This is a genomic window from Shewanella sp. GJ50-10 (genome assembly GCF_055808815.1).
On record NZ_JBVVSS010000001.1, the window covers coordinates 3,821,574 to 3,847,445 of the forward strand.

Below are 25,872 nucleotides of genomic sequence, written 5' to 3' on the forward strand. Positions count from 1 at the left end.
AAATTGATACATTGATCAAAAATTAGTACTAAACATCATCAATATGTTTGCCTCAACCCAAACATTTGGCTATTTTACCAAATGACAAAACGTTTTATCACATTTCAACCTGCAAGGACTTTGCAATGACAGAACAAGAGCAATTAAGGCTGGATGCACGATCAGCTGTTCTTAAGGCATTAGCACACCCCACCCGCCTATGGTTACTAGAACAACTGCAACAAAATGAACGCTGTGTGTGTGATTTAACCGATGGCGTTAATGCTGATATTTCGACGGTATCCAAACACCTTTCAGTACTAAAACAAGCGGGCATTATCAGCAGCCGACGAGAGGGGAAAAAATCTTTTACCGCCTTGAGACCCCATGTTTGCTGAAAATGTTCGATTGCGTAGAAACCGTTATTGAAAAGAACGCAAAAAAACAAGCTGCATTACTTAAACCATAAAGCTTAAGCCTTAAAGCTTAGTCCTTCACGACCATAAGCAATGAATATAACTCTGGTTAATTGTCCTTGTCGCTGATTAGCCCGTTCCTAAGAAAAGAAGTAGAGGAATAACAAATGAAAATTGAAATACTCGGAAGTGGTTGTAAAAAATGCACTAATTTAGCCATCGACGTATCAGCAGTTGCTGAGCGTTTGGGTGTCAAAGCTGACATTGAGAAAGTCACCGATATGGCAAAGATTTTAGATTATGGGGTGATGTCGACTCCTGCGATTGTGATTAATCACAAAGTCATTACGGCAGGCACAGTGCCATCCTCTGATGAGATTGAAAACATTCTCAAGCAATCTCACTAGTCATTAAAAGGATACGTCATGAATATTCGAACAACTGTGTCTAAATGGCTACTGCCACTTGCAGTTATTTGTAGCTTTGCTGCAATGCAGCTCCATGTTCAAGCTCAAGCAGCAACGGAAATAGCAATCGCCCCACCAGCAGTGGAAATGACAAACAACCAAAAGCTTAATGTTTACTACTTCCACGGCAATGTGCGCTGCACTTCTTGCAAGCTAATTGAGAAATATACTAATCAAGCTATTAACTCAGGTTTTACGGCGCAAATTAAGCAAGGCGATGTGGCGCTCTCGACGATTAACCTTGAAACAAAGGGCAATGAACACTTCATTGAAGACTTCCAATTGATCACTCGCTCAGTGGTCATTGCAATCGAAAAAGACGGTGAAACATTACAATACCGCCGCTTAGATCGCGTATGGGAGTTAATTAAAGATCAGCAAAGTTTCACCGATTATCTGTATCAACAAATCGGTGAACTTACCGACACTCGCCAAGCCCATGATCTAAGTATCAACAGTTCAGAGACTTTAGCCCATGGTTGAATGGCTGTTGGTATTAACCAGCGCACTTTGGTTTGGGGTACTTACCTCAATCTCACCGTGTCCACTGGCCTCAAATATTGCCGCAGTGTCATTTTTGAGTAAGCAAGTAGAGAAACCCACGCAGTCAATGCTGATGGGAGCATCATACAGTGCTGGACGTATGCTGAGCTACATAGTGTTAGCAGCTTTACTGTTACACAGTGCGATGTCTGCGCCGCAAATTTCAAACTTTTTGCAGACCCAAATGAACATGATACTGGGGCCTGTACTGCTATTTGTCGGTGCCTGCTTGTTTGGTTGGATTAATCTGCCGACATCCAATTGGTCTATATCCAATCAATTACAGCAGCGCTTAGCCAAGCGTGGTCAAATCGGTGCATTCAGTTTAGGCAGTATATTTGCTTTATCATTTTGCCCGACATCTGCTGCACTATTTTTTGCATCGCTTCTACCTTTAGCTATGGCGCAGCAATCCAGTTTTTGGTTACCTGCAGCCTATGGCGTAGGCACTGCGCTACCTGTACTTATTTTTGCCTTGTTACTGCAACTAGGCACAGTAAAAGTGGCGACGCTGTTCAAACAAGTGACTCTCATCGAAAAAATCACCCGGCGACTGTCTGGTGCCATTTTTATCGCAGCAGGGTGTTATTACTGCTGGTATTACTTAATTCCATTAATGAGGTAGCCAATGTTTGCTTGGTTCTCAGTATTTGCCGACTGGTTTGTATACGATATTTTAGCTTTATCAAATCAAACTCAGCTTGGCCAAGCCGTCCACTTTTTTGTGGAAGATACCACTAAGATTTTTGCCTTACTGATCGTGATGATTTATGCCATCGGTTGGCTTAGAGCATCCCTTGATGTTGAGCGTGTTAGAGGTTACTTAGCAGGAAAACCTAAAGTTGTAGGTTATGGGCTGGGCGCTGGTTTCGGCGCCATCACGCCTTTTTGCTCTTGTTCGAGTATTCCAGTGTTTTTAGGTTTTACCTCTGCGGGGATCCCTATTGGGATCACCATGGCTTTTTTACTGACATCGCCTTTAATCAATGAAGTCGCCATCTTATTGTTGTTCAGTTTACTGGGCTTAAAAGTCACCTTAATTTACGCGGTTACTGGCATCGCGATTGGTATTTTAGGCGGCGCCTTACTGGATTTACTAAAGGCTGAGCGTTGGTTGCAACCCTTAGCAGCAAAAGCCTATGCCATGGGCCAAGTCGCATCTGAGCAACAGGCTGATGCCATCACGGCTGCAGCAAGTAATACTAATGCTGAAAAAGAACAAAAAGTCACTTGGCAGCAGCGGCATCAATTTGCAAAATCTGAAACCAGTGAGATTTTTGGCCGTGTTTGGAAATGGGTGATTATTGGTGTCAGTTTAGGCGCAGCATTACACGGGTTTGTCCCAGCAGGTTGGCTTGAGGCAAATCTAGGTGATGGCCAGTGGTGGTCAGTACCTGCCGCTGTAATAATGGGAATTCCGCTATACGCTAATGCGACAGGAGTAATACCTGTACTTGAAAGCTTATTAATTCAAGGCGTGCCTTTAGGCACAACACTGGCTTTTTGCATGAGTACAGTGGCAGCCAGTTTCCCTGAATTCATTATGCTAAAACAAGTCATGCAGTGGCGTTTGCTCGCTCTCATTTTTTCAATATTATTACTGTCCTTTACCCTAATGGGTTGGATGTTAAACATGGTTTAGTGGCTGTAAATATTAGCAAATACTTTTCATTCGCTCCCTATCGGGTTTCAATGATAAAATAGCCCTAGTAGTTAACTTAATATGAACATAAGGTATTGCAATGAACCCTATTATTGCCCTGTTAAAAGAGCACAATGTCAGCGATGAAAAAATCAATGAAGTGTTCCAAGCATTAACTCAAAACCCAATGATGGCGATGAACATTATCGGTCAACTGGGTATTCCAGCCGAGAAGCTACAGCAGTTAATGGCAATGGTTATGCAAAACCCTGGGCTGATTAAAGAAGCAGTATTAGAGTTAGGATTAGACTTCTCGAAAGTGGAAGCAGCTAAAGCCCAAATGCAGCAGTAAACCTAAAGCGTTAATATACTGCATGAAATATAAAAACGGCCAATCAGTGATTGGCCGTTTTGTTTTCTATAAGCTAATACTGAGTTCAAACTACTTAACTAAAAGTACTTAGCTTAAATATATTTACCTTTTAATCTGCTATTTAGAAAAAACCTAATGGATTAACGTCATAGCTCACCAACAAGTTTTTAGTTTGTTGGTAATGATTTAATGCCATTTTGTGGGTTTCACGTCCGACACCCGACTTTTTATAACCGCCAAATGCCGCATGGGCTGGGTACATATGATAACAATTAGTCCAAACTCGACCCGCTTGGATCTTACGCCCCATTCGATAAGCTAAATTGGTGTCACGCGTCCACACCCCTGCACCTAAACCAAAGTCAGAATTATTGGCCATTTCAAGGGCTTCTGCTTCATCTTTAAAGGTGGTTAACGAAATCACTGGACCAAAAATTTCTTCTTGGAACACCCGCATGTCATTAGTGCCTTTAAGTAAGGTAGGCTGAATGTAATACCCTGTACCTAAATCATTATCTAGGGCTTCCACTTCTCCGCCTAATAACACTTCAGCGCCTTCATCTTTGCCAATATCAATGTAGCTAAGGATCTTATCAAACTGCTCTTTTGAAGCCTGTGCACCCACCATAGTATCGGTATCTAGCGGGTTACCACGTTTAATCGCTTTTGAGCGCTCCAGCACTTTTTCCATGAATAAAGGATAGATGTCTTCTTGAATTAGCAGCCTTGATGGACAAGTGCACACCTCGCCTTGGTTAAAGAATGCCAGCACCGCCCCTTCAACACATTTACTTAAATATTCATCTTCAAAGTTCACCACATCACCAAAGATGATATTTGGCGATTTACCACCAAGCTCTACCGTTGAAGGAATGATATTCTCAGCCGCACACTTCAATATATGTGAGCCTACTGGCGTCGAGCCAGTAAAGGCTATTTTATCAATCCGTTTACTCGTCGCTAATGCTTGCCCAGCCTCTTCACCAATACCATTGACAATATTTAACACCCCAGCAGGCAGTAAATCCCCAACCAGCTCCATTAAAAACAATATCGATGCAGGCGTTTGTTCGGCAGGCTTTAAAATCACGCAATTACCGGCAGCTAATGCTGGGCCTAACTTCCAAGCTGCCATTAATATTGGGAAATTCCACGGAATAATTTGGCCAACTACGCCCAATGGTTCATGAATATGATACGACAACGTATTGGCATCAATTTCAGCAGCACTGCCCTCTTGGGCACGCAGGCAACCTGCAAAATAACGAAAGTGATCCACAGCCAAAGGGATATCGGCATTAATTGTTTCACGAATCGCCTTGCCGTTATCCCATGTTTCGGCAACTGCCAATGGAATGAGGTTTGCTTCAATTCTATCGGCTATTTTTAATAAAATATTTGAACGTTCTGCTGCTGAAGTTGCTCCCCAAGCATCTTTAGCTTTATGAGCAGCATCGAGTGCAAACTCAATATCCTGCGCATCTGAACGTGGAATTTTACAAAATACTTGGCCATTAACTGGGCTAACATTATCAAAGTACTGGCCATTGATTGGCTCAACCCATTGGCCACCTATGTAATTTTGATAAACAGACTTATAGGACATTTCAGAGCCTGCTTCACCGGGTGCTGCATAAATCATAATACTTTCCTCTAATTGTATTTGTTGGAAACCTAATTAAGCTAAATCAGTTAAAGCAGAAATGAGTATTCTGAGAATCCACAGCTGTTGACCCACAGTACAAATGATTGTGTAGCCTGTGTCTGACGCATTGCGCCAATAGCAAGGATTGTTGTAGTCCAACGGATGAGACATAGGTGACAATATGATTAGAGGCAATTTGCAGCGTAAACGCAGCCAGCCCAACTTACTGGTAGAAAACAAAAATAGCTTTGCGGGCCCAGAGTCAGAACTAAGCATTTACGACACTTTTGAACAAGCATCTAGGGTGGCTTTAAAGTCCGATCAATTATTGTTTTGCGGAATGGTGACAGGTAAAAAAGTCATGCATTCAGAGCAAGACTTTGAAGCTGCGTTTTATCCCCATGAGTCTTTCATCATGGCGCCTAACCAAGCCGTTGAAATCGACTTCCCCGAAGCCCAAATTCATAAACCCACTACTTGCTTAGCAATAGAGATCTCAACAGATCGTATCCAACAAGTTGCAGATCGGCTTAATATCGACTCCCCGATCCAACAAGATTACGGTCATTGGCAGTATCAACAGGCGTTAGTCCACACCCACCATACTCAGCAAACGCAAGCCTTGCTCGATAGAATGGTGGGGATATATACCGAGAATGAGCAAGATCGCAGTTGTTTAATTGATTTGGCAGTATCTGAATTAATTGTGCGCTTACTCAGACACCAAACTCGTGATTTCTTATTGCAGCACAGTGATAATAATCCTGAATTTAATGGCCTTAATGCAGCGCTGCAATACATCAGCCTGCACCTTAACGAGCCATTGAATATTAATGAACTATGCCGCCGAGCTTGCATGAGCCGCAGTAAATTTTTCCAACAATTTAAAGCTCATTTAGGCTGCAGCCCAGCGGCTTTTCAGCAGCAAGTTCGTTTACGAAAAGCTGCGAGCCTTATAGAGCAAGGGCAACAAATTACCCAAGTGTGTTTTTCACTCGGTTACAGCAGCGCAAGTCATTTCAGCCGGCTATTTAAAGCCTTTTTTGGCCTATGTCCTTCTGCTTATAAACAGCGCCATTTAGACAGCTAACCATTTTTAGTTTTGTTTTTTAGCCTGCTGTCGATATTGATTAGGGGTCATATTTCTACTGCGCTTAAAGCTATGGCTAAAATTCGCACCATCACTAAAACCTAGCTGCTGCGCGATTTCCTCAAGCGGTATCGGTTTCAATAACAGCTCTTCGGCAATACCAAATCGAACATTATCTCGCACTTGACGCCAACTGGTTTGCTCAGATTTAAGCTGGCGATGCAGGGTGCGAGTGGTTCTAGATAAATAATCGGCAATGTCTGCCATTGAAGCCTTTAAACCAAGATGAATTAGCGTCTCTTTAACCAACTTTTCTGTAGGCTTCCAATCTTGTTTTTGCTGTAGTAACTCATTGCATTGAGCTTCACAAATTTTGACTGTTGCCTCATTGGCTTTCAGTAAGGGAGTATCTAACAAATGTGCTAGGCCAACAAAGCCATTAAAGTCGGCATTAAATTTCACCTCAACGCCAAATCTTCGCTTAATGATGTCAGTACAAAAACCGGCAGGTTGAGGGGCGGTAAACTGCAAGGTAATCGGCGTTTCGCCTTGTTCAAAAACCTGATCAAAAACCGTTTGTTGGATCATTGCCGCGCCAATCATGTCCCTTACTAGTGTGAGTTCACCCAATTTACCCGGTATATGGCAATTAAAGGTCAGTGCAAGTTCGCCCTTTATCTCAGTTAGCGCAATAGTTGAAAAAGCATAGGTTAAATCGATATATTGCAGCGCCAGCTCAATCGCTTTTCTTGCCGTACTGCTCGCTAGCAAAGCATATCCCATAATACCGTAACTGGTTAATTGGTAACGACAACCTAACTCAACACCCAGTTCAAAAGCGCAGGAGTGATGCTTCAATAAGTTGTTTAACACAGTCAATTCTTGGCTTGCTTCAACTTGATGATGGTGATCATTTAACTGAGAACTGACAAGATCAGTGCCTTGCAGCAAGTCTTCCTGAGAAATGCCTTGCTCGATGCCGTAGGCAACCAGAATTTGCACACTAGTAATGTCTCTTACAGTCATTTGCCACCACTCACGATCTGTTAAACCCCATTTGTTAAAACCCAATCTCTTAAGAGCTAATGCCTTAAGAACAAATGTCTTAAGAACAAATGTCTTAAGAACAAATGTCTTAAGAACAAATGTCTTAAAATCACAAATATAAGTCCATTTTCAGCCTAGATCAACGTAAATGAATTTTCTATGCTAGACAAATAAACAAATTGATAACAATTTAAAGCGAGTATTCATTAAGCGCTTAAAATCATGTTTCTTGGATAAAATACTCAACAGAGGAAGCTATGACCCAAATAAAAAGAAACCCTAAAGTGGTCATCATTGGCGCTGGTATGACAGGCATTTTAATGACAATTAAACTTCGCCAAGCGGGCATTACTGACATAGTTATTCTGGAAAAGAAAGCCTCAGTTGGCGGAACTTGGCGAGAAAATACCTACCCAGGAGCGGCGTGTGATGTTCCCTCGCACATGTATACCTACTCATTTGAACCCAACCCTAATTGGAGCCACTTTTTTGCTAAAGGGCCAGAAATAAAACAATATTTTGAGTCAGTTGCCACTAAGTATGAGGTGAATAAAGACATTCATTTTAATGAGATGGTTACTGATGCATCCTACAATAAAGGAAAATGGTTGATTACCACTCGAGCCAATAACAAGGATCCAGCTAACACCACTAAAGTGAACACAGGCAGTGTGAACACAGACAATGCAGACACAAGCAGTAATAAAACTTACGAAGCTGATTTCATTGTGTGCGCCACAGGGATTTTGCATCACCCCAAATTCCCTGACATTCCTGGGATAGCAGATTTTAAAGGCAAAATGTTTCATACGGCTGAGTGGGATCATTCAGTGGATATCAATGAAAGCAGTCGTGTCGGTGTAATTGGTACAGGTTCAACGGCGGCGCAATTTATCCCAGAGCTTATTAAAACAGGCGCGAAAGTATCGGTATTTCAGCGTACGCCGCAATGGATCATGCACTTACCTGATTTTACCTTTTCAAGCACCATGAAAAAGCTGATGACCCGCTTTCCGCTTATTACCACTATGCACCGCAATGTGGGGAAGTTCATTCTAGAACACTTATTTACCAAGGCGGTGACAGGCCATTTTGTCCAAAAACATATTCTCAACTTTATGTGCAAAGCAACCCTAAGGTTCAGCATAAAAGACCAAATATTACGTGAAAAACTCAGGCCAGATTATCAAGTAGGCTGCAAGCGCGTGATCATTAACACTAGTTTCTATAAAGGCATTCAAAAGCCCAATGCAAATCTAGTCACGGACAATATTGAACGCATCACTGAATCCGGCATTTTGACTAAAGATGGTAAACATCATGAACTCGACGTATTAGTGCTCTCAACGGGTTTTAATGCCTTTAATTTTATGCGCCCGATGAACTTAACCGGTCGCAATAATCTCCACATTGATGAAGCTTGGCAGCATAAGATTAAAGCTTATCGCTCAATGCTTTTAGCCAATTATCCCAACTTCTTTTTAATGCTAGGCCCCAATACACCTATCGGTAACTTTTCAGTGATCGCCATGAGCGAAGTTCAAACTGAATACGTGATTAAGATGATTGATAAATGGCGCTATAACGCATTCGACGAGTTTGAACCTAAACAACAAGCCATTGATGATTTTAATGCTTATGTAAAAGCAGGGCTTAAGGGAACAAGCTGGGTAGGAGGCTGCCAAAGCTGGTATTTAGATCCCGATGGCGACCCCATTTTATGGCCTTATACATGGCAAAGGTGGGTAGATGAAATGAAAGAACCCCAGATGGAACATATTAATACCACTTCATTTTAATCTAACGGATTACGGGTTTATATGATGGCAAAAAGCATATTTATAACTGGCGCAGCTTCAGGGATTGGTTTAGCTGCTGCCAAGCACTTTGTGCAGCAAGGTTATTGCGTCGGTATGGCAGATCTCAACTTGTCATCACTCAGAGAAGTGACCGCCAATTGGAATAGTGACAATATCTCACTCTACCAATTAGATGTTTGTCGTTTTGAGCAAGTGACGCAAGTCATGGATGATTTTTGCGCTCAAAATAATAACCGCTTAAGTGTTTTATTAAATAGTGCTGGCATACTAACTATTGGCGCATTCGAAAATATGAGTAATGAGCAACATCATCGTACGATTAACGTCAATGTGAATGGGATAATTAATACCTGCCAAGCCGCTTTGCCCTACTTAAAAAACACCCAAACAAGCACTATTGTTAATATGTCATCCGCGAGTAGTGATTACGGTGTACCTGAATTAGCCAGTTACTCAGCCAGTAAGTTTGCCGTAAAAGGGCTGACTGAAGCACTTGAGATAGAGCTTGCACCATATGGCATTAAAGTATGCGATGTATTACCCCTTTTATCGCGACGAACATGCTCAGCACCCAGAAAAATACAGCAAAGGTATTAACTAAATTAGGTCGTCATTTAGCAGTAGAAGAAGTCGTTGAAGTGATTGATAAACAAGTCAGCCAACCTAAAACACATCGAACAGTAGGTGCGCTTTATGGTGTATTACACTTGTTAAGCAACATTTCACCCGCTTTTATTAATCGATTATTCATGAAGATGCTGAGTCGGTAATCTGTTAATAATAAGTATTAAATATAAAAAGGTATGAGTGAATGGGTAGCTTAACTAGCACGGATTCAACTAGCACTGCTTCAACAAAAACGGATGATGCTCAAGCTTTATCAATAAGGTTACAAGCACCTGAGTTAGAATCTAAACAACGCCTTGCGGCTAAGTTGCTCACCTTAACTCCGCTCCATAAACTGCCAACGAAGTTATTCAGACCCATTTATAGCACCATGGATCGATTACTGGGTTTAAGCAAGATTGAGATGGCCAAGGTGATCGATTCAAGCATTGCAGTTACCACACAACCTCATGAGACGAGCGCTAAAACCATTAAGCTTCGTGCATACTACCCTGTTTTTCAGCAAGAAGATGGCACCAATAAGGTCATAACAGCTCAAAAGACCTTAGTGTATTTTCATGGTGGTGGCTGCGTCATTGGCAGTATCGACACCCATGACAGGTTTTGTCGACTTCTAGCTAAACATGGCAAGATGAACGTTATTTCAGTCGATTATCGCCTTGCACCAGAGCATAAGTTCCCAACTCAGATTTGCGATGCTATTGAGGCGTGGAATCACATAAACGATCATCATCAACAATTGCACATTAATCCAAATCATATTGGCGTTGGTGGAGATAGCGCTGGCGCATACCTTGCCTGCATTATTGGCTTAACTCACGTGCAAAATGCGTTACCAGTCATAGCGAAAACTCAGCCTGAGTTTCAGTTTTTAATCTACCCGATGCTTGATCTTCAAGGTTTAACAGAGTCTTACCGAAAGTTTGATAAACAATTAATTCTGACACGCACTTTAATGGATTATTTTAGAGGCCATTACCTAAACTCACTGGATGAAATCTCACAACCACTAGCGAGCCCACTCCTCATAAAAGACATCAGCCAGTCTCCTAAAACTTATCTACTCACCTTAGGTTACGATCCATTAAGAGACGACGGGATGACTTATGCAGCGCGCTTAAAAGATGCTGGAGTGGATACCCATCATCAGCATTTTGACGACTGTATGCATGGGTTTATCTCAATCTCCAAAACCAGCGCCCGTGCAGAACAAGCATGTCACCAAATTGCGATGGCATTAAACCAATTTAATGATGAATAGTAATTTTGGAAGCAATAGTAATTTTTGAAGTTATCGCCTTTGTTAAACTCATTTTTCAGTCACTATAAACGAGCCCAATAAAGTCAGTTCAATTAAAATTAGCCAATCTGGGTATAACAAACAGCCTGACTAACAACGAGTTAAGCAAACTTCCCCCTCAGACTAGTAGTGAGTTTTTATCAAGAAAAAACCAGCGTAAAAAATATCTCATTAATTTTTTACGCCACTGATCAAATCATCCAACTCGATCACACTATTGTAATACAATAATATTGTAGTATCTTGAGGTAGGTACTAATGACATGTTCCATAAGGAAAGCTCAATGAAAAAACTCCAACTTAGTTTATTGACTGCTACCATCATTGCCAGCTCTGCTGCCATTGCAGTCGAAACTGATACTGCTAAGCAATTTAATCTCGATCCAGCAAAAGCACCCGCCCAGAACTTTGATTTAACTAATTGGAAAATTACCCTTCCAGAGTTAACCGAAACAGGAAAGCGCAAAGGCAAAGCCCTAGAGATTGATAAATATCAGTTAGGTAATACTAAAACTCCTTATGAGCATTCAGAGTGGTTTTACACCAACAAAGACACTGGTGCGCTGGTTTTTGTTGCACCAAACGAAGCCCCTACTACGCCAAATAGTAAAAATACTCGTAGTGAACTACGCGCAATGTTGGCCGACCATTATGGTGAGCCAAAAAACAACTTTGTTGTTGCTTCCCATCCTGATGCCAAAGAATACGGCGCTATCGGTGGTCAGCTAAAGGCAACGCTGTCGGTAGACCAAGTCAGTACCAGTGGTAACTTTAAAAAGAATGGCGCTTTTGCAGTGGTCATCGGCCAAATTCATGGTTCTGATAACGAGCCGCTAAAAATCTCGTACCGTAAATTACCCGATCATGAATATGGTTCTTTATCATGGAACTATGAGTTAAACCCCATTCCTGAGCTGCAAGATGCGAAAGATGAAAATGGTAAAAAGCTGCGTCAAGATATTCGCCATAATGTGTTTGGTCAATACAACCTTCGTGAAGGTAGCGCAGAGCCTAAAGATGGCATTAAATTAGGTGAAATATTTGCTTATCAAGTAGATGTGAAAGGTGACACTATGCACCTAAGCTTCACTAAAAATCCTGGCACTAAAGATGAAGTTGTTAAAACCTTCAGTGTTGATCTTGCCAAAGGCAATTACCAAGACCATAAAGTGGATCAAGGTTATGGCCAAGATTGGATGTATTACAAGGCTGGCGCATATAACCAATGTAATACTAAGAAAGACAGTTCAGGCTGTCAGTGGCGTGGCATGGAAGCGGGTGATTACACCCAAGCGACTTTTTACCAGTTAGAGCTTAATCAATAGGCTCGAATCAATAGGCACGGATCAATATCCAATAAACAGCTTAATTCAATTAACTGCTTAGTAAAAAACGGCCAATATTCGTTGGCCGTTATCAAGTTCAATCTGTATTCATTTGAGAAAAATCACTCGCTCATTCCCAACCAAACAGCATTTCACTCCAAAATCCATCCAGTAAGATTTACTTTACAGAACATTACACTACTTATTAATCACTTAACAGCTATTTACCTCAAGCAACACTTGATACAAAAAGTTTCTTTTGTTGCAAAACTGTTAAATAGAATATTCTTGTGCTAAAACAAAATGGAAGGAAAGAGTTGTACTTCATCCTGCCAGCTATCACAACGCAGTAAGCAAAATGCTTAGATATGCTGGTGAATACTTAAACATAAAAAAAAGAGTAAAGTATTTTATGAAACTTTCAACAATCTCAATGTCTCTCATTGCACTAGGTTTAACTGTTAGTAATTATGCACAAGCGAGTGATGATCGCTATGTGATTCAGGTGAACCCGCAACAACAGGGTGTAGTTAAAGCACTAGCTAAACAAGTTGGTGCAGAAGTTCATGTAGAAGGCGATGGTTTCATCGCTGCTACCTTTAGTGGTAAAGATTTAGAGCAAGTAAAAGGTTTACTTAATAATCCGCATATAACCTTAGTGGAAGTCGATCAAAAGCGTCATCTTATGGGATTTTCTGATGATGCTGGCAACCCAATGACAACACAAGTGACCCCATATGCAGTTTATCAATCTCAAGCTGATCAGGTTACATTTGATCCAAATGCCGGTATCAAAGTGTGTGTCATAGATTCAGGCTTAGACCGAAGCAACAATGATTTTAACTGGAATAATATTACTGGTGACAATGACAGTGGTACAGGTAATTGGGATGACCATGGTGGCCCACACGGTACTCACGTAGCAGGGACAGTAGGCGCTGCAGATAATGGATTTGGTGTTATTGGTATGGCGCCAGGTGTTGATATGCACATTATCAAAGTATTCAATGATGACGGTTGGGGATACTCATCTGACTTAGCTCACGCAGCTGACTTATGTTCTCAAGCAGGCGCTAACATCATTAGCATGAGCCTTGGTGGCGGTGGCTCAAATAATACAGAGTCTAATGCTTTTCAAAGCTTCACTGATGCTGGCGGCTTAGTTGTTGCTGCAGCAGGTAACGATGGTAATAATGTCCGTTCATATCCAGCGGGCTACACTTCTGTCATGATGATTGGTGCTAATGATGCCAATAATATTATTGCAGACTTTTCGCAATTCCCGTCATGTACTTCAGGGCGCGGCAGACGTGCTACTACTGATGAAACCATTTGTGTAGAAGTAACAGCAGGTGGTGTCGATACTTTATCAACCTATCCAGCAGGTCTTGCAACGGCGTCAAACTTATCAGCTGATGGGGTTGATTTCGCGTCTTCCGCGATGGAAAATTCAGGTTCTATTTCAGGTTCTACTTTTTACATGGGTACAGCTGAAAGCACAAATGCTGGCGCCAATGGTAATATCTGTATTATCGATAGAGGCGTAATTTCATTCCATGACAAAGTCGCAAACTGTGAAGCCTCTGGCGGTTTAGGCGCAGTCATTATTAACAATGAACCTGGCATGCTTTATGGCACATTAGGCGATACTAACACTACGACTATTCCAGCTGTTGGTGCAGCTTTTGAAGATAGAGATTCACTGGTTAATGCTACTTCCGCCAATATTAATATAGGTACCTCTGACTTTGGCTTTATGAGCGGTACTTCAATGGCAACACCTGCTGTATCTGGTATTGCAGCGCTTGTTTGGTCAAACCATTCAGAATGTACGGGTAGCGAAATTAGACAAGCCCTTAAATCAACCGCACTTGATGCAGGTAGCGCAGGAAAAGATGAATACTTTGGTTATGGTATTGTCCAAGCTGCTGCTGCAGATGCATACCTTAGCGAATTCGGTTGTGGAGGAGGAGTGACTCCACCGCCAACAGGAAGTGATATCAACCTCACGCTTAATGGATATAAATCAAAAGGGGTTAAAAAAGTAGATTTAACCTATAGCGGTGCAACCAGTACAAATGTCGATATCTATCGTGATAATGCAGTAGTGAGTACTTCGGCTAATAATGGCAGTTACACTGACACGATTACATCAAAAGGTGGAGGAAGCTATACGTACAAAGTATGTGAAGCCTCAACTGCAACTTGTAGTGATGATGTCACGGTCTCTTTTTAAGCGACTCACAATATAACATAGCTTGTTAAACGTAAGACTAGAGTGAATGAAACGCGGTCACTCTAGTCTTCTTATAACTGATTTTAATACTCTCACTACCCCACAATCGGCTTTTGACCTGACGAAATGGTTTCAGCGCTTTTCATCAACATATAAATACATGTGGTGATTAGGCAAACACCTAAATAAATAATTAAGCCATTACCCGCCTCAGTAAATGTCGTCGCTAATAGTGGCCCTAATACTGAGCCTACGCTATAACACAGCAACATCATTTCAGTGGCCGACACCATTTTTTCCACTGGCAAACTGTCACATGCAAGCGTAATCGCAATGGGATACAGTGCAAAGCTGCTGGCGCCTAGTAGCAATAAACTAAACCCCATCATTGCTAACGTCGAAGACTCAAGTACGCCCATAACCGCTAAACAACCTAGCATGCAAAATATTGCCATTAATAAGCTTTTGCTCATGCGGGTCGACATTGCACTGGCAATGGGCTGCACTAACATTCCGCCCATAATGATGCTCGCCATTAACAGCCCTGTGTGATCTGCAAATGTACTCGTATGGGTTAAATACGACGGCATTAAGCCATAAATAGGCCCTAACAGCAGCCCTGATACCATGCAGCCAATAATCGCTGGGCGATTAATATGACGAATTTCTTTACGGCTAATACTTTGTTGATCATGACTTGTTGGCTGACCAGAACGTATCAGAATCGGCGCTAGTGTCGCCATAAACAAGAGTAGCAATACACACAAATAAGGCTGTATTCCGTCAGTGCCAAACACTGAAATAGCCAGTTGTCCTACAGCACTACCGCCATACAATGCCGCCATATATAAACCCAAGCGTTTCGCGCGTTGTTTAGGGCAATTGGCCATTAATAGCCATGACTCTACAACAACAAATACCCCTGCCACGGCCATACCCGCCACAAAGCGCGCAGCGAGCCAAGTTATGCCATGTGGTACTAAAAGCATTAGCACAACCGTCAATGCGACTAAGGATAAAAACGCAATAAACGAACGTCTATGGCCGAGCCGTTTAATCACCCGTTGAATACAGGTCGCCCCCAACAGCAAGCCAAAATAAAACACACTCGCTAGCCACGGAGTTAACGATTGCTCGATACCGAAATAAGGCAGTGATAACGGAATAAGGCTCATTAAAAAGCCTGATGCAACAGCGAAAAAAGTTAAACCAACTACAGGGGTGACAATGTTATTTTCAACATTGTTATGCGTGATTATTGTCAATTTCGTACTACTTAATGCAAAATTTTGAAGGGTTACAGCATGCTTGGCGGCTAAAGGGGTAAAATTCCCTAAGACTATTTTCGGCGAATGTATTCCTGAAGCTAAAATAAGTAAAGCATTATTTGTTAACAAAACCCAAAATGATTAAATATTGAGTCATAAATGCTATAAAGATCATGTTACGGTATAAAAAACACGCTAAAAATAAACAAAAAAGGAAGGTGAAGGCTCAAATAATGATATTAGCACTATGGGGGAAGTGATGATGTAAAGCGATAAAATTAAGCGTTATAATTACATGCTTACACATCGATAATTATACATGAAACTATACTTAAGCTATAAATATAAGTACTAGACATTATTACAGGGCGAAAGAAGCAAATATCAAAGTAATGCAAAATAAAATGAGTTTACGTTGCGCTTATTCGCAAGTGGAACTGTAATCGTTGAGCTCAATCAGCCCTTTTAGAATAATGCCGTGATAACGGGCTTTAACCAGTTGATAGTCCATCTCAGGGGCAAAGTAATACGTTACTTCTTCCGCACCTGCTTGCTCTACAGGGATTAAGGTGATTTCACCCCAAGGCGCAACTTCTGATTTTACAGCTTCTTTAACATAAAGCTGATAAGGCTCTATCGCATCAGAAGCTTGTCTAATTAGCGCAAATTGAGTTCGTCCTTGTAGCAATAATTGGCGCATTTGAATGGCTAAAGTATCTACATCGCGAAGGGGGATTTCGGTTGAAGTGTATCGGTCTTTTTCACCATCAATATCCACTTCAGACTCAAGGCCGTTTTGACTGAATGACACCTTCATATCGCGGGCCCGAAACCCAGTGACTAACTGATGAAAGTTATCGGTTATCCACTCGTCTCGAGTATTTGACCATGATAGCTCTGCTCGCTGATCATATTGGGTGCCAATACCTAAAATGCTGGCCTTGCTTGTTGAGGTCACGACAGCAGATTGACCTTGCCATGACTCGGTTCTTTTCATGGTGCCAGTGTGGATACCACTAAGGTAAATATCGTATTCCGATACTCGATTGCACAGCTTAGTCTTACCGCTGACTTGGCTATAAACTTGGCCAGTAACTTGACTCGTTTCTTGATTAGCAACGTGCTCTGCTGACACCGTTAATGCTTCATTATCTGAAGCCTTAACCGTATTTGGCATAAAGCCAAGAACGAGTCCAATGATTGCCGCTGTTGCCAGCCAAGATAAAGCCATTACTACACTGCCATTACTGTTAAATGCTTATACCTTATTAGGCCATAAACAATTTTTGGTTAAAAAACTTCGTTCACATTTAAATAGAAGTTTGTTTCGTTTTCACCGACGCCCACATCGAAGCGTAAGTTAATATTATCTTTGATTTTAAAGCGAAAACCAGTGCCGTATGATGCTAAAAGCTCATCGGTTAAATCACTTACCGTTGGTGCAACGCTGCCAACTGCGCCCCAAAATACCATGCCATAACGCTGGAATATGGGTAAACGATATTCAACTTGGCCCATCATCATTTGCTCATCACGGTAACGGCCTTTAATAAAGCCGCGCATCGCACTTGAGCCGCCTAAATCAGGCAATAAATTCCAAGGCACATCGCCACTGGTAAAATGACCTTGTACTTGCCACGCGATTAAACCTGGTGCATTACTTAAGATTGACGTTGAGCTTAAATCAATATAATTGGCAACTTCGACATTGTAAGTTGAAAACGTCGAATACTCACTGTTTTGATATAGGCCTGCATCAATTTGAAACAACCAACCCTCAGTTGCATTTAAACGATAATCACGTGAGTCGTAAATACTGGTCACTACTACACCTGAACTGAAGTTACTCGGTAATACGCCTTCGGTTTCAATAGACTTTTCAGTTTCCACTAATTCAAGCTTGTCTGCGCTTGAGTAGATAAAGTCAGCACCAATCCCAATAAAGTAATTATCGGCAAACTCTGTCATCCAGCGCGGTTTAAAGCTATAAAGTTGCTCTTCAAACTCGTGATGATTACTGTCTAGATTACCGTCGTCGATCCCTTTACCGTAGTAAACTGCAGCTTCATTGTATAACTCGACATCAAGTAATAAGCGTTGCTTACCGCCATTAAAAAACGTCATGTTTTCAGCTTCAATGCCGTAAGAGTTATTCATAGACACAAATGAGTTAAGCACTAATGAGGAAGGTTGCTCCTCGGCTGTCGCACCATCAGTTTTATACAAACCCACCATTAATAACCCCACACCAAACTTTTTCTCTGGCGTGTAATAAGCGGTTGGCAAGTAGCTCATATCAATGGCTTTACTGTCATCAAACTCACCGTCAGCGCCAAACACCGACAGAATATCATCAACCCAAGTCGGTTCCATGTCTTCTGGTGTTTCAAAAAGTGGCTCAACAGCGACGGCTGCACTTGAAAAAGCGAATAAAGTGAGTAATAAAATCCGTTTCATAATGACTCTAATGTGAAATGAAAAATAATAGGGAAATAGCCATACGGCTCGTGAAGCGCATTCTACCACTACAAAAATTTTCAACAATTAATTTTCTTTTAACTTAGGTATTAATGTTTTACAGATAGGTCATCTATGCGGAATATCAAATAAAATGTAAGGCACCTCTTAATCCCAGTTTACGAGTCTAACTCACTACTCTCACTTGATTTTTACCCTCATACTTAGCTATATAAAGTGCTCTGTCGGCATTTTGTATCATAGGTTCAAAAATATCGACATGAAGTGGCTGATGTTCAAACTGGCTGGCTACTGAACCTGCAACTCCAATACTGGCAGTTAAGTTTAATGAAAGCTCAAGAAGTGAAAACTCAACGCTTTCTATCGCCTCTCTAATTTTTTCAGCTTGCATGATGGCGCTATCACGTGAGGTTTCTGGTAAAAAAACGATAAACTCTTCACCGCCCCAACGGGCTGCAATGTCGCCATCACGACACGTATCAGCCACCGCTTTAGCAACCACTTTTAGCACTTCATCTCCAACGCTGTGACCGTGAGTATCGTTCACCTTTTTAAAGAGATCGATATCAATGAGTACTAGTGAAGCATTATGTTTTTCAAACACAATTTGCTGCCAAATAGGTTGAGTTAACTCCTGAAAACCTCGGCGATTATTCAACCCCGTTAACGGATCTGTTCGGGCATATTTTTCAGCGATTAATTTATCAATCTGAGCAACCCTAAATTGCCGCGCCAAAATAGAGGCTAATAAAATTGCCTCAAACGCCATACCCACTTCAATTGCTTTAAAAGTGTAGTCATTATAAGGCACTAAAACACCGGCTACAGCTAAGGTAGAAATGGTGATACATAGTGCAGCTGTGACAGAAGATAGGATGAAAATGACTGCAAACGGCTTTTGCGCTTGTAGGGCTTTTACGCCCATTGCGATAAATAGCACGACAAAACAGGTATTTAAAATAAAGGCTAATACCATCGAGAAAAATAGCTGGTTAAAGATAAAGCCGACAAGCATACCAAAAGGAATATAAAGCGTAGTACGCAGGACAAATCGGTCTAGCCTTGGTGCATACTGTTTGGTTTCCAACAAAGAACGAGCAAAATGAAGGCCTGCTACGCTATAGGTGATCATCAAAAATATGTCTAACCAATCTTGGAAGTAAGCACCAAAATCGTAAGTAATAATGGTATGCAATTGGCCGGTATATGAAAGGCTATTGAATACAAACCCCAATAAATACACACCGTATAAGCCGTATTCTCTTTGACGAATAAACCCAAATAAAACCAAATTATACAGCGCTAAAGCCCCCATAATGCCGTACAGTGCGCCATATTGATAACCGCTGGTAATATCTCTTTGTATCGCTTGTTCAACTGAACTAAATTGCACAGGTAATGCCATCGGCCCTTTGGTTTCAACTCGCATAATCACCTTTGTTGGACCAGGTAAAAAACCATGTTCAAAGGCATAAAAGCGATACTGCATTGGTCGAGACTCAAAAGGATAAGCATCACCACCAGCAATATGCTTAACCACAACACCATCTTTGATCAACCAAGTATCAATATAATCAATCCAAGGGGTTTCAACTGATAAGCGGTAGGAAACTGACGCGTTTGAGGTATTGTTGATGTTAAATGACATCCATACGGGAGCAACATCAATACCTAAGGAAATTGAATTACTAGAACCATGAGAAAGCCTAGTAGACTCAAAACGTTTAATGGCATCATCTACTGAAATGATTCCATCACGCTCTCTGAAGTATTGGGTATGTTTACCTAAGCTGCCTTGCTGGAAGCCTGGTATATCGACAGTGTCAGCATTCGCTGAAAAACTTAATAGGCTAATTAACACAACAAAAGCCAATACCAACCCCATCAATAGAGACTGTAAGCTTTTACTGCGGAGCGCTGTATTATTTTTGTTATTTAAGTCACTAAGCTTGGGCATATAGGCCGATGTAAAATTATTGTTATGATTTATAGTATCACTGAACAAAAAAATCTTCGATACACGCCATAGACAATCTCTAAAACCAAAAGAGAAAATCACTGTTTTAAATTTATAGAATTACGTCCCTTAAACTGTCATCCAGTAGAGTACATCAACAAATTATCCGACCAATCAAAGCGTTAAAATCCTGAGTAACAAAAGGCAGCATAAACTGCTGCAAACAATGATTGACGAAGCTCAATTTGATAACAGCACTTTTTATTTCCTAAATCACCCTAAATGAGTGAGCTAGATTGCAGAACTGGCGATTATGTGATGTGATCCGCCCACACAAGAAAGCTTAATTGAACCTTAAAGTTGAGCCAGCTTAAATTCGTGACAAACCGTTATGTCATTAACAACTCGTTGGAATTGCCGTTATGCTAGAAACCTTTCTGCTCACCCTTGCCGTTGTCGCTTTGCTCAGTATTATTTTTGAAGAAGTTACCCATATAAATAAGGCTAAAACCACACTGTTTTTAGGCTGTGTGTCTTGGATTACGCTATTTATTGCAGCACAAACGCCCGAACAGACTGCGATAATCTCAGAAGAATTAAATGAAAATCTATTGGAAATAGCCACGCTATGGCTGTTTTTAATGTCAACAATGACTTTTGTAGCTTACCTCAATGCCAAAGGCATGATTCAAGTACTAGTACAAAAGATATTTCCACAGCAGGTCTCTGTCAGAATGTTGATGCTTCAAGTGGGGGTATTCGCGCTCATACTTTCAACATTTTGTGACAATGTCACCGCGACGTTAGTCTCCCTCGGCTTATTAACCACCTTTAATCTTGATAATCAGATGCGTTGCCGTATGGCAGTGTTGATCATTTTTGCGGTGAACTCCGGCGGAGTAGCATTAATAACAGGAGATGTGACCACCTTGATGATTTTCTTAGCAGGGAAGGTTCATATTTCAGAGTTATTAGTCTTGTTTATCCCAGCAACCATCAGCGTTTTTTTGCTTTCAGTCATATTCTCTTTAAATGCTAAAGGCACTGTCAGCACTACGCCTATCAAACAATCATTCAATTCAATAGATATTGTTATTGGCATTATTTTCCTAGTGACGATATGCCTAACAATGGTGCTTAATGTGTTGTTTTCCATTCCACCGGTATTAACCTTTTTAGCTGGATTATCGGTTATGTTTTTAGTGGGTAGAAGCAGTAAAACCAAAGATGAGGAAGTGCAGATTTTAGAATATATTCGCCAAGTCGAGTATGACACCTTGCTGTTTTTCTTAGGGATCCTACTACTAGTCGGCATGCTAAAAGAAATTGGCACCTTAGATTTGCTAACTCAAGTTTATTCAATGTATGACCCAAGTATTTCAAACTTTTTTGCAGGGGTTGGCTCTGCAGTATTAGATAACGTACCGCTAACAGCTGCACTGTTAAAAGCAGACCCAACCTTAAGTACAGCCCAATGGTTAGGACTGACTTACTCTGTCGGTGTGGGTGGTTCCTTATTAGTGATTGGCTCTGCGGCGGGAATTATTGCCATGAGCAAGGTGCAAGACCTGACTTTTGTGGCATACCTTAAATTCGTTCCAGCTTTGCTGTTGTGTTATAGCGTTGGCTATGGGTTAACCCTATTTTTAGCAAACCACTTACACAATTAGCAGTAAGCTATTGCGCAATATCCAAAACCTAAAAAGGCGCTATATGCGCCTTACTAAACTTTCGATTCTATGAACTAATAACGTCAATATATGATATTGCTTGAAAGGTTTTGCTCATTCATTAGGTCTCATTCAGTAACCACAGAATTATAGCTAACACATTTTAGTCAACCGTTTGCAATGCTGACTAACGACAAATTGCACTTAAAAGTATGTTAGCTTCAAAGGAAATGAAATGAGAAAACTAATCAACTTAATGCTGCCGCTATTACTGTCACTCACTATGATCGGCTGCACTAGTTTAAGTGACAAACCAATTTATAACGACCAAGGTTATGCGGTCACTGGTTATGATGTGGTTGCTTACTTTACTGAAAATAAAGCGGTTAAAGGCAGCACAAAGTTTCAAACCGAATACCAAGGATCGCAATGGTTATTTGCCACTAAGCAACATCAACAGCAATTTGAACAGTCACCTGAGCGATACTTGCCGCAATATGGTGGTTACTGCGCCTACGCCATGAGCAGCGGTTTTGTGGTCAGCAGTGACCCGCAAGCCTTTACCGTTTTTGAAGACAAACTGTATTTGAACTACAGCTTGAGCGTGCGAGAAAATTGGCTAGAAAATAGAGACCAATTTATTAAAGAAGCCGACGAATATTGGCTAAAGAAAACTGCAAAATAACCCGAAACCAGTTATAGCTAAGCCTAGTAAGTATCTAGTAATTACCAATATAAAAAGGGGCAGAATGATATCATTCTGTCCCTTTAACATATCTACACTTTAGCTATCTCTTGCAGCGTAAAGTCATTGTTCGTCTATTAGTAAACAGCTTAATTCATCTAATGGTAAACAGCCTAATTCACCTAATAGTAAACAGCCTAAAATAGCGACTTAACCTGAACTTTGATTACTTAACCCAGCGCATTATTTCGTTGGCTTGCATTAAAGCGTACTGCCTTTTGGTCAAGCTGCCGGCAGGTTCAAACATTAACAGTTCAGCAGGTCGTGCTTGATACTTAGCAATAAACTGATCGCCTTCTGGCGTACCAATTCGCGCAATAAGAAACGACACATCATCGCCCAAAGTCGCACGTGCTGTATTCATTTGTTCGGTCTGACTGTTACTCACCGCAAGATTAGGGTCGTAAACAAACACTAATACAGGTTTACCAGAGCCAATATCTTCATGGCTGGTTTTAAAGCCTTTCGGCAATACACTGAATACCACAGCAATTAAAATCACAATGGCGGCAATAACACCGACAACAACCAAAGGCTTACGAGACTTAGTTGGTGTGGTTGAATGAGTTGTATCCTTGATAACAAGTCCCTCTTTAACGAGTGAAATACACAATAAGACGGTAATTGTAATAAACGTATCTGAGAATTAACTTAAAAGCTGTGTCAGTCTTTTATTACTTTTAGCTTTAAAAGAAACACTCATTCATAAGTGTTTCTCAAAGCGAGGTAAGTGTTCTACTTTGACAGTATTACTTTTTCATTAGTCACTAAATCAATCTGATATAACTTATTAAAGTCATTAGCAAAAGTTTGTCCCCTTTCATTTTGCTCGAGATCAAAGGGCAAACTAAGCGATGAATTTTTGCATGAATTATCATCAATATTAAATTGGCTAATAACACGATTAGAGAATAGAAGTGAGTTCTCATATTTATTGAATGAAATATGATTCAAGCCGTCATCAACCAAATACACTCCTTCACAAGAGTCTAATAATAAGCTTCTATTGCCTGTAGCAAGATCGATGCTAATAATATTTTTGTTAACTTGGCTAGCGGCATACACCAACTGGTTCGCTTCATCTAAAGCAATTGAACTTATCCCATCAATACTAATGCCTTCACCGACAAGGTTATCCGATTTAGATGAAGAAATAATCGTTCTAGAACCATCAGTTACGTTAACAGCTAGTATTGCTTGTCCATGGTAATCAACAACTAAAACTCGCTCGTTAGTCTTATCTAAAACTGCATCAGTAATACCATTGAAAGAAACACCGCCACCTACTGAGGAGCTGCTAATCACTTCACTAGTTTTATCTTCGATATTAATCGCTAAGACTTGATTATTAATCGATGTATACAAAATCTTCGTCGCTGGATCGAATGATAAGCCACTCATCATATAGTTATATTCATTTTCAAACCTGTATACGGTTTCTCTATCCCCAGTTTCCATATCGATTGCTAAAATAAACCCAGGCGAGTTTCCACCGTCATCGGCGATATAGGCGATATTATTCGCACTATCTAAAGATAACTCCCTCGGAGCAATCATGACACGGCCTGTTCCTACCCCATTACTAGCAAATGTAGTTCTTGTTCCTGAGGTTAAATTAACAGCCATAATTACATCTAAATCACTATCCCTCACCAAATATTGATCATTTAATAAATCGAGCCCTGTTGAACGAATTTGAGAAATAGCCAATTCATCTTGATCAGCATCAAATGAGAATTCGTTGTGCTCACCAGTCGCTAAATCTATTCGGCTGAACCCATTAAATCCGGCAACATAAGCAATATTATTTTGATGGTCCACATCTACTCTGGATGACATTATCCCCAAACTTTCAGTGAGTACTTTACTGTCGGAGCCATCAAAATTAACAATAGATAATCCGTCGTCATTACCACCAAAAGCGCTATTAAAAACAAGTAAACCATCTGAAGTGTAAGCCATATCATCTGTTGAAATCAGATTTCCAGACAAGGTTTGCCCTTCAATTATCGTAGATAAAGAACTCGTATTTAAATCTAGTTTCATGACAACTGATTGTGCTTGGTTCACACTCCCCACAGGAAAATAAGTCAGCAACATGAATAATTCATCTTCTTCAGGGCCAATAACGAGTGATTTAACATGCGCAAATGACCACTTAGATGAGTCGAGTTGTAAATCATGATTTAGAATAACTTCAACATCACCAGAAGCTACGTCAATTCTCGATAATGTAAGCTGTTGCTCTATTAACTCTGAATGAATAAGACTATTTTGATTTTCGTAATAGGTGAAGGGGTTAGACTCGCCAATGGATTGCACATTAATGACATGCATGAATTTTGTAGGTAAATCAACTATGGCAAATTGAGTGGGATTTAAATGGCCGATTAAACGATTATTGGTTTTATCTACAATAAAATTAGATGGGATTATCGCATTAAATACTTTAATTGATTCAGCAATGTCATCAATATTACCCACTTCATCTTCAGTGGTGATAACCAAATCTTCATCGATGTCCGACTGAACCTCTATTTGCCAATCGACTTTAGCATTGACTACGTCATCAAGTTGTCCAATTGATCCGCTTTCTTGTTGAGTTGCAATATTAGCTAACTCTCCATTTACCCGCACAGCTTTAACCCCTCCCTCATCACTGGCAGTGCCTCTAACAGTAATTTGTGAGCCGTTCGCTCTGGAATTTTTGGCTGGAAATAACACATTTACAGTAGGAGCTTCATCATCAGTTGAAGGGATTAAGCTAAACGTGGCAGAAACTTCGCATGTATTCGTCACTGCATCGGTCAGATAGGTACTGTCCGTTAAGTTACCACCGCAGCCCGATACACTACTAATCATATAGTTTTCATCGGCCACAACAGTAAAAGTAGCTGTAGAACCGCTTTCAACAGTGAAGCTAATCGGTTCTATTTTCCCACCTTCATTTGCCAAAGTTGAAACAAGGTATGTCGTTTTTTCTTGTGGTGCTATTTCGTTATTATTTGTCTCACCACCGCTACTACCACCGCCACATGCTGATAATAGTAATATTGAGCTCAAAAAGGTTAAATTTTGTATACGAGAAAATGGCATTCAGCATCCTACTTAAGTTTAACTTCCGTGTAGGTGCATAATACATTAGCGCTAAAATTTAACAAGATCGCAACAACCTCTCAGTAATAAGCGTAAAGTGGTTTAAACGACTAAACCATCAAAACACTTTTTACTGATTAGAATCATC

The 25,872-nt window shown here is 40.7% G+C and carries 23 protein-coding genes; 15 read left to right on the forward strand and 8 right to left on the reverse strand.

Going from position 1 to position 25,872, the window contains the following annotated elements; all coding sequences use genetic code 11:
* Positions 1-125 precede the first annotated feature (125 nt).
* The 6 genes from AC0L4E_RS16100 to AC0L4E_RS16125 all read left to right on the forward strand — a co-directional run bounded on the left by AC0L4E_RS16100 (position 126) and on the right by AC0L4E_RS16125 (position 3,399).
* Positions 126-377 carry an ArsR/SmtB family transcription factor gene (locus tag AC0L4E_RS16100; RefSeq protein WP_473680119.1) on the forward strand — a complete coding sequence of 84 codons (252 nt, stop codon included), beginning with the start codon at positions 126-128 and terminating at the stop codon, positions 375-377.
* A 185-nt stretch (positions 378-562) separates the two neighbouring features.
* Positions 563-802: a thioredoxin family protein gene (locus AC0L4E_RS16105; RefSeq protein WP_473680121.1), complete on the forward strand. Its 240-nt coding sequence runs from the start codon at positions 563-565 to the stop codon at positions 800-802.
* Between the two features lie 18 nt (positions 803-820).
* Positions 821-1,345, forward strand: coding sequence for a nitrophenyl compound nitroreductase subunit ArsF family protein (locus AC0L4E_RS16110; protein ID WP_473680123.1), 525 nt, complete (start codon positions 821-823; stop codon positions 1,343-1,345).
* Positions 1,338-2,030: an aromatic aminobenezylarsenical efflux permease ArsG family transporter gene (locus AC0L4E_RS16115; RefSeq protein WP_473680125.1), complete on the forward strand. Its 693-nt coding sequence runs from the start codon at positions 1,338-1,340 to the stop codon at positions 2,028-2,030. The genes AC0L4E_RS16110 and AC0L4E_RS16115 overlap by 8 nt, the downstream gene beginning before the upstream one ends.
* 3 nt (positions 2,031-2,033) lie before the next feature.
* Positions 2,034-3,047 carry a permease gene (locus AC0L4E_RS16120; protein WP_473680127.1) on the forward strand — a complete coding sequence of 338 codons (1,014 nt, stop codon included), beginning with the start codon at positions 2,034-2,036 and terminating at the stop codon, positions 3,045-3,047.
* Positions 3,048-3,147: 100 nt separating this feature from the next.
* Positions 3,148-3,399, forward strand: a complete 252-nt coding sequence (locus AC0L4E_RS16125; RefSeq protein ID WP_220753014.1) for a DUF2999 family protein — start codon at positions 3,148-3,150, stop codon at positions 3,397-3,399.
* 142 nt (positions 3,400-3,541) lie between these two features.
* Here AC0L4E_RS16125 and exaC read toward each other — a convergent pair whose 3' ends face one another.
* Positions 3,542-5,062, reverse strand: coding sequence for an acetaldehyde dehydrogenase ExaC (gene exaC, locus AC0L4E_RS16130; protein ID WP_473680129.1), 1,521 nt, complete (start codon positions 5,060-5,062; stop codon positions 3,542-3,544).
* 184 nt (positions 5,063-5,246) lie between these two features.
* Between exaC and AC0L4E_RS16135 the strand changes: the two genes are divergently transcribed.
* A complete protein-coding gene (locus tag AC0L4E_RS16135; RefSeq protein WP_473680131.1) occupies positions 5,247-6,155 on the forward strand; it encodes an AraC family transcriptional regulator in 909 nt (302 codons plus the stop codon).
* 6 nt (positions 6,156-6,161) lie between these two features.
* Here the strand turns inward: AC0L4E_RS16135 and AC0L4E_RS16140 are convergent, their stop codons facing one another.
* Positions 6,162-7,181 carry an AraC family transcriptional regulator gene (locus tag AC0L4E_RS16140; protein WP_473680133.1) on the reverse strand — a complete coding sequence of 340 codons (1,020 nt, stop codon included), beginning with the start codon at positions 7,179-7,181 and terminating at the stop codon, positions 6,162-6,164.
* A 278-nt stretch (positions 7,182-7,459) separates the two neighbouring features.
* Between AC0L4E_RS16140 and AC0L4E_RS16145 the strand changes: the two genes are divergently transcribed.
* From AC0L4E_RS16145 to AC0L4E_RS16170, 6 genes are all read left to right on the forward strand, one after another.
* Entirely contained in the window at positions 7,460-9,001 is a 1,542-nt protein-coding gene (locus AC0L4E_RS16145) for a flavin-containing monooxygenase (RefSeq protein ID WP_473680135.1), read from the forward strand.
* 21 nt (positions 9,002-9,022) lie between these two features.
* Positions 9,023-9,619, forward strand: a complete 597-nt coding sequence (locus tag AC0L4E_RS16150; protein WP_473680137.1) for an SDR family NAD(P)-dependent oxidoreductase — start codon at positions 9,023-9,025, stop codon at positions 9,617-9,619.
* Positions 9,583-9,792, forward strand: coding sequence for a hypothetical protein (locus AC0L4E_RS16155; RefSeq protein ID WP_473680139.1), 210 nt, complete (start codon positions 9,583-9,585; stop codon positions 9,790-9,792). Before AC0L4E_RS16150 ends, AC0L4E_RS16155 begins: the two co-directional genes overlap by 37 nt.
* A 41-nt stretch (positions 9,793-9,833) precedes the next feature.
* A complete protein-coding gene (locus tag AC0L4E_RS16160) occupies positions 9,834-10,910 on the forward strand; it encodes an alpha/beta hydrolase (protein WP_473680141.1) in 1,077 nt (358 codons plus the stop codon).
* A gap of 323 nt (positions 10,911-11,233) precedes the next feature.
* Positions 11,234-12,274: a polysaccharide lyase family 7 protein gene (locus AC0L4E_RS16165; protein ID WP_473680143.1), complete on the forward strand. Its 1,041-nt coding sequence runs from the start codon at positions 11,234-11,236 to the stop codon at positions 12,272-12,274.
* A gap of 412 nt (positions 12,275-12,686) precedes the next feature.
* Positions 12,687-14,510 carry a S8 family serine peptidase gene (locus AC0L4E_RS16170; protein ID WP_473680145.1) on the forward strand — a complete coding sequence of 608 codons (1,824 nt, stop codon included), beginning with the start codon at positions 12,687-12,689 and terminating at the stop codon, positions 14,508-14,510.
* Positions 14,511-14,605: 95 nt separating this feature from the next.
* Here the strand turns inward: AC0L4E_RS16170 and AC0L4E_RS16175 are convergent, their stop codons facing one another.
* The 4 genes from AC0L4E_RS16175 to AC0L4E_RS16190 all read right to left on the reverse strand — a co-directional run bounded on the left by AC0L4E_RS16175 (position 14,606) and on the right by AC0L4E_RS16190 (position 20,129).
* Entirely contained in the window at positions 14,606-15,775 is a 1,170-nt protein-coding gene (locus tag AC0L4E_RS16175; RefSeq protein WP_473680147.1) for an MFS transporter, read from the reverse strand.
* A 424-nt stretch (positions 15,776-16,199) separates the two neighbouring features.
* Positions 16,200-17,009 carry a hypothetical protein gene (locus AC0L4E_RS16180; protein ID WP_473680149.1) on the reverse strand — a complete coding sequence of 270 codons (810 nt, stop codon included), beginning with the start codon at positions 17,007-17,009 and terminating at the stop codon, positions 16,200-16,202.
* A gap of 59 nt (positions 17,010-17,068) precedes the next feature.
* Complete coding sequence (locus tag AC0L4E_RS16185) at positions 17,069-18,235, reverse strand: BamA/TamA family outer membrane protein (protein WP_473680151.1); 1,167 nt, start codon at positions 18,233-18,235, stop codon at positions 17,069-17,071.
* Positions 18,236-18,422: 187 nt separating this feature from the next.
* Positions 18,423-20,129: a sensor domain-containing diguanylate cyclase gene (locus AC0L4E_RS16190; protein ID WP_473680153.1), complete on the reverse strand. Its 1,707-nt coding sequence runs from the start codon at positions 20,127-20,129 to the stop codon at positions 18,423-18,425.
* Between the two features lie 506 nt (positions 20,130-20,635).
* Between AC0L4E_RS16190 and nhaD the strand changes: the two genes are divergently transcribed.
* Complete coding sequence (nhaD, locus tag AC0L4E_RS16195; protein WP_473680155.1) at positions 20,636-21,883, forward strand: sodium:proton antiporter NhaD; 1,248 nt, start codon at positions 20,636-20,638, stop codon at positions 21,881-21,883.
* A 235-nt stretch (positions 21,884-22,118) separates the two neighbouring features.
* The gene (locus tag AC0L4E_RS16200; RefSeq protein ID WP_473680157.1) at positions 22,119-22,568 is read left to right on the forward strand and encodes a YHS domain-containing (seleno)protein; all 450 of its coding nucleotides are present in this window, start codon (positions 22,119-22,121) and stop codon (positions 22,566-22,568) included.
* A gap of 226 nt (positions 22,569-22,794) precedes the next feature.
* Here the strand turns inward: AC0L4E_RS16200 and AC0L4E_RS16205 are convergent, their stop codons facing one another.
* Positions 22,795-23,241 carry a hypothetical protein gene (locus tag AC0L4E_RS16205; RefSeq protein WP_473680159.1) on the reverse strand — a complete coding sequence of 149 codons (447 nt, stop codon included), beginning with the start codon at positions 23,239-23,241 and terminating at the stop codon, positions 22,795-22,797.
* A gap of 122 nt (positions 23,242-23,363) precedes the next feature.
* The gene (locus AC0L4E_RS16210; protein ID WP_473680161.1) at positions 23,364-25,724 is read right to left on the reverse strand and encodes an Ig-like domain-containing protein; all 2,361 of its coding nucleotides are present in this window, start codon (positions 25,722-25,724) and stop codon (positions 23,364-23,366) included.
* Positions 25,725-25,872: the final 148 nt, after the last annotated feature.

What these genes read in the sequence shown, in the direction of transcription:
- AC0L4E_RS16145 (WP_473680135.1), top strand. Translation starts at nt 7,460, where the DNA reads ATGACCCAAATAAAAAGAAACCCTAAAGTGGTCATCATTGGCGCTGGT.
- AC0L4E_RS16155 (WP_473680139.1), top strand. Translation starts at nt 9,583, where the DNA reads ATGCTCAGCACCCAGAAAAATACAGCAAAGGTATTAACTAAATTAGGT.
- AC0L4E_RS16170 (WP_473680145.1), top strand. Translation starts at nt 12,687, where the DNA reads ATGAAACTTTCAACAATCTCAATGTCTCTCATTGCACTAGGTTTAACT.
- AC0L4E_RS16140 (WP_473680133.1), bottom strand. Translation starts at nt 7,181, where the DNA reads ATGACTGTAAGAGACATTACTAGTGTGCAAATTCTGGTTGCCTACGGC.
- AC0L4E_RS16125 (WP_220753014.1), top strand. Translation starts at nt 3,148, where the DNA reads ATGAACCCTATTATTGCCCTGTTAAAAGAGCACAATGTCAGCGATGAA.
- AC0L4E_RS16110 (WP_473680123.1), top strand. Translation starts at nt 821, where the DNA reads ATGAATATTCGAACAACTGTGTCTAAATGGCTACTGCCACTTGCAGTT.
- AC0L4E_RS16135 (WP_473680131.1), top strand. Translation starts at nt 5,247, where the DNA reads ATGATTAGAGGCAATTTGCAGCGTAAACGCAGCCAGCCCAACTTACTG.
- AC0L4E_RS16165 (WP_473680143.1), top strand. Translation starts at nt 11,234, where the DNA reads ATGAAAAAACTCCAACTTAGTTTATTGACTGCTACCATCATTGCCAGC.
- AC0L4E_RS16115 (WP_473680125.1), top strand. Translation starts at nt 1,338, where the DNA reads ATGGTTGAATGGCTGTTGGTATTAACCAGCGCACTTTGGTTTGGGGTA.
- AC0L4E_RS16150 (WP_473680137.1), top strand. Translation starts at nt 9,023, where the DNA reads ATGATGGCAAAAAGCATATTTATAACTGGCGCAGCTTCAGGGATTGGT.
- AC0L4E_RS16210 (WP_473680161.1), bottom strand. Translation starts at nt 25,724, where the DNA reads ATGCCATTTTCTCGTATACAAAATTTAACCTTTTTGAGCTCAATATTA.
- AC0L4E_RS16200 (WP_473680157.1), top strand. Translation starts at nt 22,119, where the DNA reads ATGAGAAAACTAATCAACTTAATGCTGCCGCTATTACTGTCACTCACT.
- AC0L4E_RS16180 (WP_473680149.1), bottom strand. Translation starts at nt 17,009, where the DNA reads ATGGCTTTATCTTGGCTGGCAACAGCGGCAATCATTGGACTCGTTCTT.
- nhaD (WP_473680155.1), top strand. Translation starts at nt 20,636, where the DNA reads ATGCTAGAAACCTTTCTGCTCACCCTTGCCGTTGTCGCTTTGCTCAGT.
- AC0L4E_RS16105 (WP_473680121.1), top strand. Translation starts at nt 563, where the DNA reads ATGAAAATTGAAATACTCGGAAGTGGTTGTAAAAAATGCACTAATTTA.
- exaC (WP_473680129.1), bottom strand. Translation starts at nt 5,062, where the DNA reads ATGATTTATGCAGCACCCGGTGAAGCAGGCTCTGAAATGTCCTATAAG.
- AC0L4E_RS16185 (WP_473680151.1), bottom strand. Translation starts at nt 18,235, where the DNA reads ATGAAACGGATTTTATTACTCACTTTATTCGCTTTTTCAAGTGCAGCC.
- AC0L4E_RS16160 (WP_473680141.1), top strand. Translation starts at nt 9,834, where the DNA reads ATGGGTAGCTTAACTAGCACGGATTCAACTAGCACTGCTTCAACAAAA.
- AC0L4E_RS16120 (WP_473680127.1), top strand. Translation starts at nt 2,034, where the DNA reads ATGTTTGCTTGGTTCTCAGTATTTGCCGACTGGTTTGTATACGATATT.
- AC0L4E_RS16100 (WP_473680119.1), top strand. Translation starts at nt 126, where the DNA reads ATGACAGAACAAGAGCAATTAAGGCTGGATGCACGATCAGCTGTTCTT.